The following is a 16,983-nucleotide window of genomic DNA, read 5'->3' as shown; positions in this document are numbered from 1 at the left end:
ACTGAGCTAATGACCCGCTCGAGGATATGAAGACAACTTAAAATGGTGGGTCATGATGGACTCGAACCATCGACCAATGGATTAAAAGTCCACTGCTCTACCAACTGAGCTAATGACCCGCTCGGGAATTTTAAGCTTAATGGTGGGTCATGATGGACTCGAACCATCGACCAATGGATTAAAAGTCCACTGCTCTACCAACTGAGCTAATGACCCGCTCATATCAAATTTAAGCAAAAGTGGTGGGTCATGATGGACTCGAACCATCGACCAATGGATTAAAAGTCCACTGCTCTACCAACTGAGCTAATGACCCACTCATTGCAGCAAGAAGTCGATACCGTATCGCCTGCTGCGGGCGCTTATAATACTTATTTAAAATTCTAGTGCAACTGAATTACGCTGTTTTTTTTAAATTTTATGTCTAAGCGCCTATTTTTACACCACTGTGTACATAAAGCAGCTGATTACAGCTTAGATAACCGCTCTGTTGCTAATTTTGCAGCAGTCGTACTTGGGTATTCTTTTATCAACGCATTGAATAATTGCGTCGCTTTGGCCTTGTCACCTGCATTCGCAGCCAGAGTACCCAGCTTTAGCATCGCATCAGGGCGTTTGTTTGAATCAGGAAACTGTTCGACCACAATAGTAAAGTGCTTAATTGCTTCCGCAGGCTTGCTCTTAATTGATTGTAGCTGCCCTAGCCAATAATGTGCATTTGGAATATACACAGACTCTGGGAATTGTTGCAAAAAGCTCTGAAACTCTGGAATAGCCGCATCATAGCGCTTATCTTTCATAATTAAGGCAACGGCGCGGTCATAGGCTTCATTTTCAGACAGGTTTGAGCTTACTGCTTGCTCACCCACTGTTGGAATGGCAGTAGCTGCTATATCCGACTTAGTTTGCTCGTAAACTTGGCTAACACGATTTTCAATTTCTTGATAAAGCTCGCGCTGACGCTGTAGTACCTTTTCAAGCTTATAACTTTGCTCATCGGTAAAACCGCGTACTTGGCTTACTTCGTCTTGCAATTGCTGCAACTGTAATTGAAGATCTGCTTGCACTCGATTCCGATTGGTCATCATTTTTTCAAGTTCAGCAACGCGCTGTTCAAGCGACTTTTGATTATTTGCAGCATCATAAACAGTAGCGGGAGCTGCCCAGACTTGGGAGCTCCCGCTAAGAAAGATGATGGCTGCCAAAATAGTTTTCGGCTTCATAACATCTCTTGTCTAAATTAGTATACCAATACCGCGCGACGGTTCTTAGCAAAAGCTTCTTCAGTGCGCGACTTAACCATTGGCTTTTCCTCACCATAGCTCACTACTGAGATTTGGCTATCAGAAACACCTAGGCTCTCAAGGTATTTAGCAACAGACTTACCACGGCTCTCGCCAAGTGCAATGTTGTACTCAGGAGTACCGCGCTCATCCGCATGGCCTTCAACAAGTACTTTTACGCTTGGGTTTTTAACTAGGAAGTCTGCATGTGCTTGTAGTAACTCAACATATTCGCTACGTACTGTAGAGCGGTCAAAATCGAAGTATACGATTTGCTCTTGACGCAACTGAGTGTACTTCTCTTGTAATTTCTCTTCAGCAGTTTTTGGACGGTCGATTGTATTTACATCAACCTTGTCGTTGCTGTTAGAAGCAGCATTGGTTTGCTGGCTATCACCACCTTCAACATCACCAGATGATGAGCTACATGCAGCTAAAGTCATTACAGGCAACGCTACCAATAAAGCCTTTAAAGTTTTGTTAAGTTGCATCGAGTATATTCCTATATCTTTATAAGTCTAACCAGTAAAAATTACTGTAAAAATGGCGACCAGGCCGGTGCCTTCACTTGCCCGTCAAGCACAGGCAGTCTCGCTTTAAAGCGACCGTCCATCGACACCAGGGCCAAAACCTGCTTATTATTATGCAGGGTACTGTAAATAATCATAGAGCCGTTCGGCGCAATACTCGGTGATTCATCGAGTCTCGTACGAGTTAACACCTGAAACAGCCCTGAATCAAATTCTTTCTTTGCTATATGGTACTGACCTAGCGTGCGATTTACCATTACTAATTGTTTACCATCCGGCGTAATTGAACCCGCTAAGTTCATATCACCATCGAATGTAACGCGTCTAGATCTACCAGAGTCTAAATTTAACTTATAAATCTGGGCATTACCACCCCTTTCAGACGTATACACAATTTCTCGGCCATTTGGGTGCCAACTTGGCTCGGTATCTATACTTCTATGCTTAGTTAAGCGCTTTTCCACGCGTGTTTCTAAGTCAATTACATAGACTTCTGTCGCGCCGCCTTTGTCTTTTGATAACACGACCAGCATCTGTGAGCCATCAGGTGAAAACTGTGGCGCTCCGTTAATACCGGGATAGCTGGTTAACTTTTCACGTTTACCGGTATATATATCTTGAATATAAACTTGTGATTGGCGATTTTCAAAAGTCACATAGGCCAGCTTATTGCCATCAGGTGACCAAGCTGGTGACATTAATGGTTCTTTCGAACGCAGTAACACCTGCTCATTAAAGCCATCGTAGTCGGCAACAACTAGCTGATACGGCTTATCTTGCTCTTCACGAACAATCACATACGCAATTTTTGTTCTAAATGCACCACGTTCACCTGTCAGTGCTTCGTAAACCACATCACTGATCTGGTGTGAATAGTAGCGGAACGAATCACTATCGATCACACTTTGGCGACTTTCCAAAATATGGTCTTGGCTTTTCATTAGTTTGCCATTACTCATCATACGCGTTTCACCACCGGTGATCTGAGCACGCAAGACATCAATTAGCTCATACTTAACCAAATAGCGATTAGCCGGTTGCTGAGTGATTGTGCCAACGACGATTGCTTCGACACCTAGACTAACCCATGCATCGTAATCCACATCTTCATCCGTAGTAGGCAACTGTGGCATTTGCTCTTCAGAAACAGCCTTAAATTTGCCGCTGCGCATCAAATCAGCCGCGATGACTGTGCTTATCTCTGAAGGGACGCTACCGTTGCCGATGTATTTAAAAGGCACAACCCCAATTGGTCTTGCGCTGTCTACACCTTCAGTAATGACGATCTCAAGTGCCGCATGAGCCAAAGTCGTCATACCAAAAGCAAAAACCAGAAATATGTTTTTAAAATGCTTTAACATGGTTTTCCTTTAAAGATTTGGTTTAATCGTTAAATTAATATTTTTAAGCTGTTCAAAAACATCTTTGTCTTTTGAAACAGGCAGTGTATCCGCCATGCGCACGGCCCTCAGTGCCGCTTCGCACACTAACTTATCTCCCCCTAATGATTTTGCTTGAGTCACAAGACCATTAAAGCCTAGGCGTATGTTCAAGCGACACTGTTTTCCTTTCATTTTCTCATCAATAAGTAAGTTAGATTGAATACGTTGCATTATAAGTGCTTTGTACTTGTCTACTTCGCCAAGCACTTGTTGCTGTCTAATTTTTGCGCGCGCAGCCTGCTCTTGAGCTAACTGCTCTTGTAACAATTGTTCTTGCAATGCTTTTTGTCGTGCTTGCTCAGCTTCTTGTGCTTTGCGCTTCGCTTCTTCTTCTTGACGCTTGCGCTTGGCTTCAGCTTCTCTTAAACGGTCTTCCTCAGACTTACGCTTTTCTGCCGCCGCTTTTGCTGCTTGTTCAGCCTGCAACTTTTCCTTTCTAGCCTTTTCTGCATCCGCGCGTTGCTTTTTCTCTACTTCTCGAGCCTTTTTGGCTTGAGCTTCAGCTTTGCGCTTTTCAGCAAGTTTAGCCTGACGCTGTTGTTCAAGTTTTTTAATCCTACGGGCCTCAGCTTCTCGGTCTTTTCGCGCTTGCACAGCACGGCGTTCCAAATCGCGAATACGCTTTTCTTCTGCACGCTTTTGTGCATCTTCTTTGCGCTTCAATTCTGCAACCTTGCGCTCTACAGCCTGTTGGTCTACGGAGATTGCAGACACCACTTTTTCATCCGGCGTCTCTTCCATAACCGGGTTTAATTGCACTTGCATGACCGTAGGCTTTGACATTTGTAGGTTAGCCGACGCGAACAACATACCAGCTAACGCGAAGTGAAGCAGAAACGACTTGATAATTCCGCTTGTTAACGCATCCATTAATTATCCTCGAATGATTTTGTCATAAGCCCCACAGATGGCACACCTGCATTTTTCAAAAAGTCCATCAGCAGTAAAACTTCTTGATATGACACGCGACCAGATCCTTTAATCATTACTGGCGTGTCAGGGTTTTGTTGCAATTTAAGCTTTATAACCGCAGCGACTTCTACTGCATCCATTGGTGCTTCTGGGTTTGTGCCTACAGACACGTAATATTTCCCTTCAGCATCAATGGTGGCGATTATTGGTGGCGCATCTTGGGTTTCAACCAGATCGGATTCTTGCATTTGGGGTAAATCAACTTTTACCCCATGGGTGATAAGCGGTGCTGTTGCCATAAAGATGATCAGCAGCACCAACATGACATCAATGTAGGGAACTACATTGATCTCAGCAACCGGTCTTCTTTTTTTAGGCTGATACATTGGTTTTGCTCTCCACTAAAGTGGCTGCTTGACGATGCAAAATATTGGCAAACTCTTCCATAAAATTGGCATAGTTCACTTCCAGTTTTTCTACATGTTTCGCAAAACGGTTGTACGCCATCACCGCAGGGATTGCAGCAAATAGGCCCATTGCAGTTGCGATCAGCGCTTCTGCAATACCTGGCGCAACCATCTGCAGAGTTGCCTGCTTAACATTACCTAAAGCGATGAAAGCGTTCATGATACCCCATACAGTACCAAATAAGCCTATGTAGGGGCTGATAGATCCAACTGTAGCAAGAAAAGACAAACTCGACTCTAGCTTTTCTACTTCTCGCGATAACGCTACACGCATCGAACGATGTGTGCCATCTAAAATCATATTTGCTGAGCCCGTGTTATTCTTCTTATGCCTTGCAAACTCTTTGAACCCAGCAACAAATAACGCTTCTAATCCTTTCGAACTGCCTGATCGTGCCGTGATTTCATTATATAACTTACCTAAGTCCATACCTGACCAAAATTGTTGCTCAAACTTACGGGCATCACTTTGTGCTTCAGCAATCACAGAGCGGCGCTGGAATATAATCGCCCATGAGGCGATGGACATGCCGACTAACGTCAACATAACAAGTTGAACCAACACACTGGCTTCTAAAATTAGATCGATGAAATTTAAACCCGATTCCACGTTTTAACACTCCTAATAATATTGTGTACCCGGCATGGCGCCTTTCAACAGATAGACTTCAAGCACGACAAAAGGTTCAGGTAGTTTAACCACACAAATAATGCCTTACAACGTCAAAGCTATAAAATTAGCTTAAATGTCGATAAATAACACAATGCTTCATCCTACGACACTTATGCCCCTAAATAAGGATATTTTTCACATAAATCCATTTGGTTTGTTGCTTTTACTGTTTTATTAACATTTTTATTCTTCGCCGCCAAAGAGAGCGTAAATATTTACTCGCCCTGCATAAATGCAAGGATTTATTCACTTTGCGCGAATAAATGCTCAAAAACACATTGGTAATACCAATTAACAACAGATTATCTAATATTTACATTTTGCGCATAAATAGTACAAAGCCTTATATTTCATATATTTATAAAACACAATATTGCATCCTTTCGACTATGTAAGAAATAGTAAATACATTTCGCATTAGTTTTTTTTATTCGAAAGTTGTAATTTTTCTAGTTTGATAACGAACCAGAATATCTCTAATATACACCCTGTACTGAGCGCACTGCTTAACGCAATGCAAAGCCAGTTACCGAGTGATAGAGTTCTGATTTACTCTGTTGCTTTTGATGAGAAACTTTTGGATAAAACCTTAACAGACTCATCAGTTCCCTGGATTACTTCCTTCAACTTGTTGTTTTCGCCCGCACACATGTGCGGGCTTTTTTTTGCCCAAAATTTGGCATTGCTAGGAAATAACGCATGCAAATAAAAAAGCCACAGTAAAAACTATGGCTCAATGAGAGTTACTCTCTGGAAAGGTCAAAGTGTAGATAAGCTCGGTCTGAAACAATACGCCCTCTTGGCGTACGTTGGATAAATCCTTGCTGGATTAGGTAAGGCTCTATGACATCTTCAATGGTTTCTTTTTCTTCCCCTATTGCAGCAGCTAAGTTATCAAGACCAACAGGGCCACCTGTAAACTTCTCAATAATTGCCAGCAAGTACTTCCTGTCCATATAATCAAAGCCACATTTGTCGACATCCACCATATCGAGCGCTTGGTTTGCAATGTGCTTGTCAACGCTACCATCACCTTTTACATCAGCAAAGTCTCTTACTCGCCGCAACAAACGATTGGCGATCCTCGGAGTACCGCGTGCCCTTTTAGCAACTTCACGCGCACCTTCTTCGGTTGTTTCTAGATTTAAAAAGTGTGCCGAGCGGCTGACAATTTGTGATAAATCATCGACCGAGTAAAACTCAAGCCTTTGCACAATACCAAAGCGATCTCGCAGCGGTGACGTCAATGAACCTGCGCGTGTTGTTGCTCCCACCAAAGTAAAGGGAGGTAAGTCCAATTTAATTGAACGCGCAGCAGGTCCTTCGCCTATCATGATATCTAGCTGGTAATCTTCCATTGCCGGATACAGAATCTCTTCAACTTGAGGGCTTAGGCGATGTATCTCATCGATAAATAACACATCACCTTCTTCAAGATTTGTTAGCATTGCTGCCAAATCTCCTGCTTTTTCAAGCACAGGCCCTGAAGTCGTCTTTATGTTTACACCCAATTCATTGGCGACAATATTGGCAAGGGTCGTTTTGCCGAGCCCAGGAGGTCCAAATATCAACAAATGGTCTAACGCTTCGTCTCTCGATCTTGCCGCTTCAATAAAGATTTCCATTTGCTGTTTAACATGAGGCTGGCCTGTGTAGTCACTCAGCAGCTTAGGGCGAATAGCCCTATCAATTTGCTCTTCATTACCTTGAACTTCAGGTTCAATTAGTCTGTCTGCTTCTATCATAATTACATCATAGATCTAAGGGCTTCTTTAATAATGGTTTCTGTATCTAAACCTTCGCCTTTCACTGCTTTAACTGCTTTTTGTGCTTGCGCAGCTTTGTAGCCCAAAGCCACCAGCGCAGCAATTGCGTCATCCGCAGGTAAGTTACCCACAGTCGGATTGTCCTGAGGTGGAATAACTGCATTGTCACTGAATGGCGTGAACAAGTCATGGCCAAAGTCTTTCAACTTGTCTTTCATTTCTAAGACTAGGCGTTCAGCGGTTTTTTTCCCCACTCCCGGGATCTTAACCAGTGTAGACGCATCACCTTGATTAACACAATGTACAAATTGCTCGGCCGACATCCCTGACAAAATCGCCAAAGCTAACTTAGGTCCCACACCATTCGCTTTTATCAGCTCTCTAAATAGCGCCCGTTCAGTTTTATGATTGAAGCCAAAAAGCAACTGAGCATCTTCGCGAACAACAAAATGAGTGAATATTGCAGCTGGCTGACCTGTACTTGGTAGCTCGTAGAAGCAAGTCATTGGCATTTGTACTTCATAGCCCACACCATTTACATCAATCAAAATTTCTGGCGGTTGCTTCTCTAATAAAGTACCACTTAATTTACCTATCATAATTATCTTAACCTTCCACGAACTGTTTTCTTAGCATTACCTGCCAAACGAATTAAGTTTTGTTCAGAGTGCGCATGACAAATTGCAATCGCTAAAGCATCTGCTGCATCTGCTTGAGGTGTACCGGGTAACTTTAAAATGCGTTTAACCATTTCTTGCACCTGAGTTTTATTTGCACCACCTGTGCCAACCACTGCCTGCTTAATTTGTCTCGCTGAATATTCATGGACAATGACATCTTGCATCGTCGCAGCAACAATGGCCGCTCCTCGCGCTTGCCCAAGCTTTAATGCAGAATCTGGGTTGTGCGCCATAAATACTTGCTCTATCGCAAAGCTGTCCGGTGAAAACTGTTCTATTAATTGGCTTATACCTTGAAAGATCATTTTTAACCGAGTTGGGAAATCATGCTCTCCAACTTTAATACAGCCACTACCAAGGTACTTAAATTTTGCACCTTGATGCTCAATAACGCCGTAACCTGTAAACCTCGAACCAGGGTCTATGCCCAAAATAACTGCCAAGGCACTGCCCTCTTTGCTTTTTTCAACATCATGCCAAAATACTGTATGGATTTCCAGTGTTAAACAAAAAAGGCGGCTATTAAAGCCGCCTTTTCATAGAAAGTCAGTGATTACTGCTCTTCACTTTGTTCTTGTTGTACTTGCACTGCAATCGCAAGCTCAGTTAATGCATCTGGGTTTGCAACACTTGGCGCATTGGTCATCAAACAAGATGCCTGAGTTGTTTTAGGGAATGCAATCACATCGCGAATATTATCTGTACCACATAACAACATCACAAGGCGGTCAAGGCCAAACGCCAAACCAGCATGTGGTGGTGTACCATACTTCAGTGCATCGAGTAAGAAACCAAACTTATCTTGCTGCTCTTGCTCTTCAATACCTAAAATTCTAAATGCTGCTTGCTGCATCTCGTTGTTGTGGATACGAACTGAACCACCACCGACTTCATAGCCGTTAAGTACCATATCGTACGCATCAGAGATCGCTGCCGCAGGGTTTGCTTCGAGTTCTTGTGCACTGATATCTTTTGGCGCCGTAAACGGATGGTGTACAGCATGCAAGTTACCTTCGTCATCTTCTTCAAACATCGGGAAGTCAACAACCCAAAGCGGTGCCCACTTGTTAAGATCAGTGATCTCTCTGTCCAAACCAACTTTCAAACGTAGTGCACCCATTGCTTCGTTAACAACGTTACGCTTATCAGCACCGAATAGGATGATATCGCCAGTTTGTGCATTTGTGCGCTCTAGTAAAGCGCTGATCACGTCTTCGTTTAAGAATTTAGCGATTGGTGATTGTACACCTTCCATACCTGCATCACGGTCATTCACCTTCATCCAAGCAAGACCTTTCGCGCCATAAATTCCAACGAACTTAGTGTACTCGTCGATTTGCTTACGAGACAATTCAGCACCACCTGGCACAGTTAGTACAGCAACGCGACCTTTTTCGTCGTTCGCAGGACCAGCTAGTACTTTAAACTCGACATCTTTAACGATATCTGCAACGTCGATAAGCTCTAGTGGGTTACGCAAATCTGGCTTATCCGAACCAAAACGACGCATCGCTTCTTCATATGGCATCGTAGGGAATTCACCTAAGTCTACATTCAGTAGCTCTTGCCACATTTCACGGATCATGCGCTCTGTTACTTCACGTACTTGATCAGAGCTCATAAATGACGTTTCTAAATCGATTTGAGTAAATTCAGGCTGTCTGTCAGCACGTAAATCTTCATCACGGAAACATTTTACGATTTGGTAATAGCGGTCAAAACCAGACATCATTAACAATTGTTTGAATAGCTGTGGTGATTGCGGCAGTGCGTAGAAGCTGCCCTTGTGTACACGGCTTGGTACCAAATAATCACGCGCACCTTCTGGTGTTGCTTTAGTCAATACTGGCGTTTCAATGTCTAAGAAATCATTGGTATCTAGGAAACGACGAACAAAGCTAGATGCCTTCGCTCGCAGTTTAATTCGATCGCTCATTTCTAAACGACGAAGATCTAAGTAACGGTACTTTAGACGTCGCTCTTCTGAATTTTGCTGATTGAAGTCTAGCGGTAAAGGTTCAGAGCGGTTAATGATCTCAAGGCCTGTGCCAAGGATTTCAACTTCACCTGTCGCCATGTCTTTGTTAACTTGGCTGTCAGGACGAGCACGTACACTACCTGTCACTTTCACACAAAACTCTTGGCGCAGCGTATTCGCAACGTCCATCAAGCCTTCAACTTCTGGGTCAAAAACAACTTGAACCAAACCTTCTCGGTCTCTTAAGTCGACGAAAATTAATCCACCTAAGTCACGGCGCTTGTTGATCCAACCACATAATTCGACTTCTTGACCTACGTGGTCTTTATTTAAATTTCCGCAGTATATAGAGCGCATATCGTTCCTATTTGCTTAGGCCTGCATGAAAAGTGCTATCCAGCCTATCGCTATCGTAATTAACAAAAATAATCGCCAATTATATAAAACTGGGGGGCTTTGTCATCCTTATAAAGCAAGGAATCTTCGCAAAGTTGATTTTTTTAGGTACTCTCAATTTGATAAACTCAAAAAAAAGCACAAACGAAGATAACTATGTTGTATTTAGGTTGCCCACAATGGAGCTCATCGCACTGGAAAGGACGTTTCTTTAGTAAACACTGCAGTAATGCAAATATGCTCAGCGAATACTCAACTATGTTCAATAGTGTTGAAGGCAACACTAGCTTTTACGCAAACCCAAAACCTGAGACCGTATTACAGTGGAAGAACGCCGTCCCTGATGACTTTAAGTTTACTTTCAAATTACCTAAACTCATCTCTCACGAATTGGCACTGCAAAATTGCCAAAAAGAGCTAGCAACCTGGTTGAGCCTATTCGCACCGCTGTTTGATCAAATAGGCATGGTCATGTTACAGCTGCCGGCAAGTTGCGGACCGGAACACCTATCAAGAATACAAAGCTTCATTGCACAATTGCCGCGTGAACTATGCCTTGGCATAGAGGTGCGCAATTTGGCGTTTTTTCGAAAAGACGACCATGAAAGACGCTTAAACCAATTTTTGATGAGTAATGGCATTAACCGCATCATGATGGATACACGCCCTCTATTTAGCGAAGCGCCGAGCACAACAGCTATTGAAGACGCACAGCGTAAAAAGCCACGAGTACCTGTCAACGTAATTGCTACGGGCAATCGCCCCATGTTGCGCTTTGTTGGCTGCTCTGTACTTGAGAATAATCGACCTTTTTATCAACCTTGGTTAAAAAAGATAGATACCTGGATAACACAAGGAAAGGAGCCTATCGTTTTTTTCCATACTGCGGATAATTACGACGCACCGCTGCTTGCAAGGCAGTTTATTCAAGATTTAGGTATAGAGCACAAAGTCCTCCTGCCTTTTCCAGCAGAACAACAACCTACACAGCAGTCATTGCTGTGAAGTTTGACAGCGCACCTTAAGACTGGCAAGGTGAAATTGGATTATATAAAAATAAATAAGGACTAACCATGATACTCAAACTACAAAAAAAACCAGTCAAAACTCTATCTTTCGATAAAGTACGTCTCCCAAAAGCCCAGACTAACGAAGTTGCCGGCGGCCAGATTGGGGGCAACTCCCGTGCATCAGACTGCTGCCAAGCAGCCTTAGGCCCTAGTGGTGGTAATTCTCGTGCGTCAGACTGCTGCACGATGGAAACTTACAAATAATAGGAAGTGAGTGCGCCGCACTCACCTTTTCTACAACCGAATTACTTAACTTTCATTCTTCCCGGTTCAAATTCGTCATAGTGGGGGATCTGAGCATTTATTTCGTCCCAATTTGCTTTTGACGACACAAAATTATGTGACGCGGGTCGCTCTTCAATATCCGAATCAAGTATCCCAAGCCTTAGACGTAATTTTTCCGGTAGTTCAGCATTGGAACTAAACACAGGAGACGCACAGCGGCTGCAAAAATGCCTCAGCTTGCCAGGCTTAAAGGCATAGGATTGGATCAACTCCTTGCCCGCTACTATTTTCAATGAGGACGTCGCAATAAAACCATTGGTCGCATAGGCCGTTCCGCTGGACTTTCTACACAGGGAACAATGACAGTGAATAATACTTTCAATGGGCCCATTGATCTCTAGCTGAACCGCATTGCATAAACAACTCGCCTTATACATTTACTCTTTTCCTTGCGTTATAATCACGCGATAGAATACGTTTAAAACGGCCATGTTCCAAGCGCAAAAAATGCAACAATTAAAGTATTTCCAGCACTACCCCGACAGTTTACAAGCCCAGGTGAAAACACTGATAGCAGATGAGAAGTTGCAGCCTTATTTCAAAAGCAAATATCCGTTGGGCCACCAATTACAAAATCAGCAGGCCCTATATCAATATTGTACGGCCTTAAAACAGCGTTATCTGAAGAATACACCACGATTAAATAACGTCAGTTTTAACAAACATACCGATATGATGAAAGGGACGCTCGGTACTCATACTCACAAGCAGCACCGCCATGGCCAAAAGCTGAAAGCGCGCTACGATATAGCATTGAACAACCAGCTAAAGTACGCGCCAGAAGCAATATTACGCGCCTTAATCGTGCATGAGTTAGCCCACTTCAAACATGCCGAACACGACAAAGCATTTTACAATTTGTGTTGTAATATGGAGCCCGACTATCATCAATTAGAATTAGACCTGCGGCTATTTGTGGTATTGGATGAGCTGGGGTTAAACTTTTATACGCAGAGTTAATGTGTGACAAAGGCAAAGCGTTGCTTGACCTTTGCCAAACTCGATTACACCTTACAATGCGGCTTTAACCCCTGTTGCTGAGCCGCTCTAAACAAATTGTTGGCTTCAGCCATTTTACTGTTTAACTTTTCTATTCTGTTGTCAGGTGATGGGTGTGTCGACAAAAACTCCATAGGCCTATCTCCACCCAGCTTTTCCATATTTTGCCAAAGCTCAACCGACCCTATGGGTTTAAAGCCCGCCTTTGCCATGAGTTCAAGACCTATAATATCGGCTTCACTTTCGTGCGCTCGGCCAAATGGTAATGCCACGCCAACTTGTGCCCCAACACCGAGTCCTTGCATAATGGCGTTGCGGTACTGTACATCATTCATTTCTAATACCGCATTGCTCACCTGTAAACCCGCTTGTAAAAAGCTACTTTGCGTCATGCGTTCATTACCGTGCTGTGCAATTACATGACCAACTTCATGGCCCATCACTGCCGCCAGTTGATGTTGATTTTTGGCTACTTTTAGCAGTCCTGTATGTACGCCAATTTTCCCACCAGGCAATGCAAATGCATTCGCGCTGTCATCTTTAAATACCACAACTTCCCAGTTTTGCTGAGCGTATTTATTTGGCAGCTGAGCTATCAGTGCATCTGCAATACATTTTACATATTGATTTGTTTTTGTATCAGCTTCGATAGGCTGTTCTGTTTTAATCTGATCAAAGCTCGCCGCACCCAACTCATTCATTTTATGCTCGGGGAACATCATAATTTGCGTTCTTCCCGTTGGTGATGTTTTACATCCACTCAGCAGCGCAGCTGCCAAGATACAAACGACTACTCGTTTCATAATACTTCCTACGTTATTACTGGCTCGCTATTTAAACTCAATAATAAACTACAACGGATGAATTTGACTAGAGACAACAAGTCGACTTACACCCCCTCCTGTTGTTTACCAGCTTACAACTGAGATTTAAACTGATTAATCAACGTACCTTCAGTACCACAAAGGTGCCGACGGTGCTCCTTCATTGTTGCTCTTCGCTGTTGATTATTTGATACAAGCCCAATGTTTTGCTCCTTGCTTATGGGAGTTCGCTTCTTGTAACAAATTACCGACCAGTGCCAAAAGTGTGCCTGCTATACAAGTTACTTTTTCATTTTACGAAACTTCCTTTATCGCATTTGTGATCTAGTAACAATAAAAAAGGGCCACCAACTAATTGGCAGCCCTTTTAACTAGTATTGTTAACGACTAATAACGTACTATTAAAGTAATTCAGTACGTTACTCAGCAGCTTTAGATACCATTACCATTGCTGGACGCAATAAACGACCGTTTAAGGTATAGCCTTTTTGCATAACAGCCAGCACAGTATTAGGTGCTACATCATTGCTTGGCTGCATTGACATTGCTTGATGGAACTCTGGAGAGAACGTTTCGCCTTGAGGGTTAACCGCTTCAACACCAAACTTGCCCAGCGCTTCTGAAAAGCTCTTTAATGTCATCTCAATCCCTTCTAGAATTGATTTTGTCGCTTCATTCTCTTTATCAGCAAATTCGATTGCACGCTCAAGATTGTCAATCACTGGCAGTAACTCATTTGAGAATTTCTCAAGTGCAAACTTGTGCGCTTTTTCAACATCTTGTGCTGCACGGCGACGCATATTTTCAACTTCCGCCGCAGCGCGTACTACACCGTCTTTTTGGCCTTCAATCGTTTGCTTTGCAGCTTCAAGCTCAGCGTATAAACCAGCAATTTCTTCTTCAGGGCTCACTTCGCCTTGTTCAGACTGTGGCGCTTCTTCCTGTGCTTGCGCTTCAGCAGCTTGTTCTACTACTTCTTCTTGTGCAGTTTCTTGTTCCTGCTCTGGTGCTTTTGTCTGCTCAGACATGAAAGTTAATCTCCGATTCTTTACAACTGCCGTAATTATGGGGATTGATTTTTTAGTTTCAAGAGTCTTTTTGCTCGATACGGCTAAATTCGTCAATTATTGACTCAATTGGCGCCTCTGAAGGACACACCACACAAAAACGACTTTGATATTCTTGGTCCATAAAATAAGGAACACTTAAAATTACGTACCGCGATAAACTGTCGGCATCAATGTCGCTTCCAAGCAACACCGAAAGGCCATCACGAAAAGCGAGCTTATCTTCGACTTGGTGCAAAAATGGCACGCCTAAGCTGACATCATTGCCTTGCTCCAAGCGGTTGTATATATGACGCTCACCTACTACGATACTGTTGTCAGTCCCCAATTGAAGGCTCAGCTCACGTGTCCACTGAGATAACAACTCTCGGCAATTAGGCATAGCACTGTTGGCCATCGCGCGCATACGATGCAACCCTTCTTTGAGTGTTTGCTGACTAAATACCGTATTCATCCACAGCGCAAATTGATATCGAATTTCATCAGAGTTATCTGCGGGCTTATTGATACAAATATTTTGTGATTGCCCAGCTTTATCGATAAGTAAAACAAGCCAATGTTTGCGGTCAAAGTCCAAGACCTCGACACGAAACACTTTTTGACTGCTCACTTGAGGTAATCCAACGACACAACACACTTGATAATGCTGGCTTAGTGAATGTGCCAAAGTAACCAATTGCTCTTGTTCTGGTTGCCAGTAAGTCGCAATCGTATCTAATTCAAAATACTCTTGTAACCAGTATTTGATGCCAATATCTGAAGGCACTCGCCCAGCTGAAGTATGGGGTGAAAATAACAACCCCTGATTTTCTAATCGAGCCATCGCATTGCGTACAGTCGCGGAACAAATGGCCATTCCTTTCATCTTAGCAATTTTACTGGACGCGACCGGAAGTCCTTCACCGTTACAGTAAAGTGTCATCACAGCCGAGAAAACTTGTTTATCACGAGCACTTAATTTCATAATTATTTATGTTGGGGTGAATTTCAAAGTTTCAAGCACTTCAATTTTAAGATAATCTTGGGTGAGATTACACACCAAGGATTTGCGTTAAAAATGAGCACTCCATTTACCACCATCGGCCTTATTGGCAAACCGAATCATGACGGCGCGGCTCAGACCTTACATCGCCTTTACACTTTTTTGCAAGCGCTAGGTTATGAAGTTTTTGTAGAGCGCCGCGCAGGCAAACAACTTAATGTATTACAAGATTGCCAGTTACTAGACCTTGTAGAGCTAGGTGAAAAGTGTGATCTGGCCGTCGTTGTTGGCGGTGACGGTAATATGCTTGGCGCTGCCCGCGTACTTGCGCGGTTTGATGTCGCCGTTATCGGCGTGAACCGGGGTAACCTTGGGTTTTTAACCGATTTAAATCCTCATGACTTTGAACCTGCACTAGAACAAGTACTCAGTGGCAAATTTGTTGAAGAGCACCGCTTCCTCCTAGAAGTCGAAGTCTACCGCCATGCGCAACTCAAAAGTGCTAATTTAGCTGTCAATGAAGCAGTTTTACATGCCGACAAAGTCGCACATATGATAGAGTTTGAGGCTTTCATTGACGATCAGTTTGTATTTTCTCAGCGCTCTGATGGTTTGATTGTCACAACGCCCACAGGCTCAACAGCCTATTCATTGTCTGGTGGAGGCCCTATTTTAACACCAGAGTTAAATGCCGTGGCACTGGTTCCCATGTTTCCCCATACACTCTCAAGTCGTCCTTTAGTCGTTGATGCTAACAAACAAGTTAAACTCAAACTCAGCGCTGAGAACACAGCTAGCTTACAGGTTAGTTGTGATAGTCACGTGGTGTTGGCCTTACTACCAGGTGATGAAGTGGTGATTAAAAAAGCAGCACAAAAGCTAAGACTTATTCATCCAACGAGCTATTCCTACTACCATGTTCTTAGAGAAAAACTAAATTGGGGCAGTAGGCTTTACTAAAGCCAATTAGTTAAGCAGAATAGAGCAGATTTATTTTCTAATTTAGGGAAAAGTAATACAACATGAGTTACATAGTGTTTGTATCGATAGTGTTGCTCATCACTATCCTTGGTGTTTACATGGTCATTGAGAACAATCGACAAAAAGCCCGTGACGCTGAGAAAAAAATTTTCAATGAGCGTGTGAAAGATATCTCTTCGTTATACAAAAGAAAAATAGCAGAGTACGTAGACTGTAAACTGATTAGGCCAAAACATGCACCTAAGTTCAACGCCATCGTCAGTAACTTTTTTGTTGTGCAATCACACAACGAGGAAAACTTGGCACGTCTAGAGAAGGTCAGTGAGCACTTGTTGAGCCAAATAGGTTCTGAGCTTAATAAGTGTCGTAGTAACGACAATGTAGAGTTGTTAAGTGAACAGCTGTTTTTATTTGCCGCTGAGCTGCCATCAGCTGGTATAGCGTACAATAAAAACTTTTATGTAGAGATACTCCCTGCATTAATCTCTCGTATTCAAACTCCTGATACTCATGAGAAAATTGAGCATGAAGTTGAAGTGGATGGTGAAGAAAAAATTGAGCCAAACAATGATGGCGAACATGCATCACCTCAACCAAGGCAAGCGGCCGATATAATCAATTAAAAGTTGATTTTTGCAAAAATGCTGT

At 43.0% G+C, this 16,983-nt stretch carries 19 protein-coding genes and 3 tRNA genes; 5 read left to right on the top strand and 17 right to left on the bottom strand.

The genetic code is table 11. From position 1 onward, the window contains the following. Positions 1 to 43: 43 nt before the first annotated feature. The 13 genes from N483_RS10610 to aspS form a co-directional block, all read right to left on the bottom strand. Positions 44 to 119: transfer RNA gene (locus N483_RS10610), tRNA-Lys, on the bottom strand. 21 nt (positions 120 to 140) lie between these two features. Continuing rightward, a tRNA-Lys gene (locus N483_RS10605) sits at positions 141 to 216 on the bottom strand. Between the two features lie 24 nt (positions 217 to 240). Further along, a tRNA-Lys gene (locus N483_RS10600) sits at positions 241 to 316 on the bottom strand. A 151-nt stretch (positions 317 to 467) separates the two neighbouring features. Beyond that, positions 468 to 1,223, bottom strand: a complete 756-nt coding sequence (gene ybgF / locus N483_RS10595; protein WP_023402199.1) for a tol-pal system protein YbgF — start codon at positions 1,221 to 1,223, stop codon at positions 468 to 470. A gap of 17 nt (positions 1,224 to 1,240) precedes the next feature. Next, positions 1,241 to 1,774 (bottom strand): peptidoglycan-associated lipoprotein Pal, encoded by a 534-nt coding sequence (gene pal / locus N483_RS10590; protein WP_023402200.1) that lies wholly within the window; start codon positions 1,772 to 1,774, stop codon positions 1,241 to 1,243. 41 nt (positions 1,775 to 1,815) lie between these two features. Beyond that, entirely contained in the window at positions 1,816 to 3,129 is a 1,314-nt protein-coding gene (gene tolB, locus N483_RS10585) for a Tol-Pal system beta propeller repeat protein TolB (RefSeq protein WP_231105444.1), read from the bottom strand. A gap of 54 nt (positions 3,130 to 3,183) precedes the next feature. Next, on the bottom strand, positions 3,184 to 4,125 hold the full coding sequence (gene tolA / locus N483_RS10580) for a cell envelope integrity protein TolA (protein ID WP_023402202.1): 942 nt from the start codon (positions 4,123 to 4,125) through the stop codon (positions 3,184 to 3,186). Next, positions 4,125 to 4,553: a protein TolR gene (tolR, locus tag N483_RS10575; protein WP_023402203.1), complete on the bottom strand. Its 429-nt coding sequence runs from the start codon at positions 4,551 to 4,553 to the stop codon at positions 4,125 to 4,127. The genes tolA and tolR overlap by 1 nt, the downstream gene beginning before the upstream one ends. Beyond that, complete coding sequence (tolQ, locus tag N483_RS10570) at positions 4,540 to 5,244, bottom strand: protein TolQ (RefSeq protein ID WP_023402204.1); 705 nt, start codon at positions 5,242 to 5,244, stop codon at positions 4,540 to 4,542. Before tolQ ends, tolR begins: the two co-directional genes overlap by 14 nt. Positions 5,245 to 6,050: 806 nt before the next feature. After that, complete coding sequence (gene ruvB / locus N483_RS10565) at positions 6,051 to 7,052, bottom strand: Holliday junction branch migration DNA helicase RuvB (protein ID WP_023402205.1); 1,002 nt, start codon at positions 7,050 to 7,052, stop codon at positions 6,051 to 6,053. Between the two features lie 2 nt (positions 7,053 to 7,054). Beyond that, entirely contained in the window at positions 7,055 to 7,672 is a 618-nt protein-coding gene (ruvA, locus tag N483_RS10560; protein WP_023402206.1) for a Holliday junction branch migration protein RuvA, read from the bottom strand. Positions 7,673 to 7,674: 2 nt separating this feature from the next. Then, complete coding sequence (ruvC, locus tag N483_RS10555; protein WP_023402207.1) at positions 7,675 to 8,196, bottom strand: crossover junction endodeoxyribonuclease RuvC; 522 nt, start codon at positions 8,194 to 8,196, stop codon at positions 7,675 to 7,677. Between the two features lie 110 nt (positions 8,197 to 8,306). Further along, positions 8,307 to 10,088: an aspartate--tRNA ligase gene (gene aspS / locus N483_RS10550; protein WP_023402208.1), complete on the bottom strand. Its 1,782-nt coding sequence runs from the start codon at positions 10,086 to 10,088 to the stop codon at positions 8,307 to 8,309. A gap of 195 nt (positions 10,089 to 10,283) precedes the next feature. Between aspS and N483_RS10545 the strand changes: the two genes are divergently transcribed. Both N483_RS10545 and N483_RS10540 read left to right on the top strand, forming a co-directional pair. Further along, positions 10,284 to 11,132 carry a DUF72 domain-containing protein gene (locus N483_RS10545; RefSeq protein ID WP_023402209.1) on the top strand — a complete coding sequence of 283 codons (849 nt, stop codon included), beginning with the start codon at positions 10,284 to 10,286 and terminating at the stop codon, positions 11,130 to 11,132. A 68-nt stretch (positions 11,133 to 11,200) separates the two neighbouring features. Continuing rightward, the gene (locus N483_RS10540) at positions 11,201 to 11,401 is read left to right on the top strand and encodes a hypothetical protein (protein WP_023402210.1); all 201 of its coding nucleotides are present in this window, start codon (positions 11,201 to 11,203) and stop codon (positions 11,399 to 11,401) included. A gap of 41 nt (positions 11,402 to 11,442) precedes the next feature. On the opposite strand, the gene N483_RS10535 is transcribed toward N483_RS10540, so the two are convergent. Then, positions 11,443 to 11,859: a GFA family protein gene (locus tag N483_RS10535; protein WP_023402211.1), complete on the bottom strand. Its 417-nt coding sequence runs from the start codon at positions 11,857 to 11,859 to the stop codon at positions 11,443 to 11,445. A gap of 70 nt (positions 11,860 to 11,929) precedes the next feature. Between N483_RS10535 and N483_RS10530 the strand changes: the two genes are divergently transcribed. Further along, a complete protein-coding gene (locus N483_RS10530) occupies positions 11,930 to 12,442 on the top strand; it encodes a M48 family metallopeptidase (RefSeq protein WP_036977442.1) in 513 nt (170 codons plus the stop codon). Positions 12,443 to 12,486: 44 nt separating this feature from the next. Here N483_RS10530 and N483_RS10525 read toward each other — a convergent pair whose 3' ends face one another. The 3 genes from N483_RS10525 to N483_RS10515 form a co-directional block, all read right to left on the bottom strand. Then, the gene (locus N483_RS10525; RefSeq protein ID WP_023402213.1) at positions 12,487 to 13,284 is read right to left on the bottom strand and encodes a M48 family metallopeptidase; all 798 of its coding nucleotides are present in this window, start codon (positions 13,282 to 13,284) and stop codon (positions 12,487 to 12,489) included. Between the two features lie 440 nt (positions 13,285 to 13,724). Further along, a complete protein-coding gene (gene grpE, locus N483_RS10520; RefSeq protein WP_023402214.1) occupies positions 13,725 to 14,333 on the bottom strand; it encodes a nucleotide exchange factor GrpE in 609 nt (202 codons plus the stop codon). 58 nt (positions 14,334 to 14,391) lie between these two features. Then, positions 14,392 to 15,336, bottom strand: coding sequence for a transcriptional regulator (locus N483_RS10515; RefSeq protein WP_023402215.1), 945 nt, complete (start codon positions 15,334 to 15,336; stop codon positions 14,392 to 14,394). 93 nt (positions 15,337 to 15,429) lie between these two features. On the opposite strand from N483_RS10515, the gene nadK reads away from it, so the two are divergent. Then, positions 15,430 to 16,314 (top strand): NAD(+) kinase, encoded by an 885-nt coding sequence (gene nadK, locus N483_RS10510; protein ID WP_023402216.1) that lies wholly within the window; start codon positions 15,430 to 15,432, stop codon positions 16,312 to 16,314. A gap of 62 nt (positions 16,315 to 16,376) precedes the next feature. After that, positions 16,377 to 16,958: a hypothetical protein gene (locus N483_RS10505; protein ID WP_023402217.1), complete on the top strand. Its 582-nt coding sequence runs from the start codon at positions 16,377 to 16,379 to the stop codon at positions 16,956 to 16,958. The last annotated feature ends 25 nt before the right edge of the window (positions 16,959 to 16,983 follow it).

The organism is Pseudoalteromonas luteoviolacea NCIMB 1944 (genome assembly GCF_001625565.1).
Classification (GTDB): domain Bacteria; phylum Pseudomonadota; class Gammaproteobacteria; order Enterobacterales; family Alteromonadaceae; genus Pseudoalteromonas; species Pseudoalteromonas luteoviolacea_F.
Note: the sequence above shows the minus strand (reverse complement) of the source record. Positions and strands in the feature narration are given on the sequence as shown.

Excerpts from the sequence above, each read along its gene's own strand:
- ybgF (WP_023402199.1), bottom strand. The coding sequence starts at position 1,223 with ATGAAGCCGAAAACTATTTTGGCAGCCATCATCTTTCTTAGCGGGAGC.
- pal (WP_023402200.1), bottom strand. The coding sequence starts at position 1,774 with ATGCAACTTAACAAAACTTTAAAGGCTTTATTGGTAGCGTTGCCTGTA.
- tolB (WP_231105444.1), bottom strand. The coding sequence starts at position 3,129 with ATGACGACTTTGGCTCATGCGGCACTTGAGATCGTCATTACTGAAGGT.
- tolA (WP_023402202.1), bottom strand. The coding sequence starts at position 4,125 with ATGGATGCGTTAACAAGCGGAATTATCAAGTCGTTTCTGCTTCACTTC.
- tolR (WP_023402203.1), bottom strand. The coding sequence starts at position 4,553 with ATGTATCAGCCTAAAAAAAGAAGACCGGTTGCTGAGATCAATGTAGTT.
- ruvB (WP_023402205.1), bottom strand. The coding sequence starts at position 7,052 with ATGATAGAAGCAGACAGACTAATTGAACCTGAAGTTCAAGGTAATGAA.
- ruvA (WP_023402206.1), bottom strand. The coding sequence starts at position 7,672 with ATGATAGGTAAATTAAGTGGTACTTTATTAGAGAAGCAACCGCCAGAA.
- aspS (WP_023402208.1), bottom strand. The coding sequence starts at position 10,088 with ATGCGCTCTATATACTGCGGAAATTTAAATAAAGACCACGTAGGTCAA.
- N483_RS10545 (WP_023402209.1), top strand. The coding sequence starts at position 10,284 with ATGTTGTATTTAGGTTGCCCACAATGGAGCTCATCGCACTGGAAAGGA.
- N483_RS10540 (WP_023402210.1), top strand. The coding sequence starts at position 11,201 with ATGATACTCAAACTACAAAAAAAACCAGTCAAAACTCTATCTTTCGAT.
- N483_RS10535 (WP_023402211.1), bottom strand. The coding sequence starts at position 11,859 with ATGTATAAGGCGAGTTGTTTATGCAATGCGGTTCAGCTAGAGATCAAT.
- N483_RS10530 (WP_036977442.1), top strand. The coding sequence starts at position 11,930 with ATGCAACAATTAAAGTATTTCCAGCACTACCCCGACAGTTTACAAGCC.
- N483_RS10525 (WP_023402213.1), bottom strand. The coding sequence starts at position 13,284 with ATGAAACGAGTAGTCGTTTGTATCTTGGCAGCTGCGCTGCTGAGTGGA.
- grpE (WP_023402214.1), bottom strand. The coding sequence starts at position 14,333 with ATGTCTGAGCAGACAAAAGCACCAGAGCAGGAACAAGAAACTGCACAA.
- N483_RS10515 (WP_023402215.1), bottom strand. The coding sequence starts at position 15,336 with ATGAAATTAAGTGCTCGTGATAAACAAGTTTTCTCGGCTGTGATGACA.
- nadK (WP_023402216.1), top strand. The coding sequence starts at position 15,430 with ATGAGCACTCCATTTACCACCATCGGCCTTATTGGCAAACCGAATCAT.
- N483_RS10505 (WP_023402217.1), top strand. The coding sequence starts at position 16,377 with ATGAGTTACATAGTGTTTGTATCGATAGTGTTGCTCATCACTATCCTT.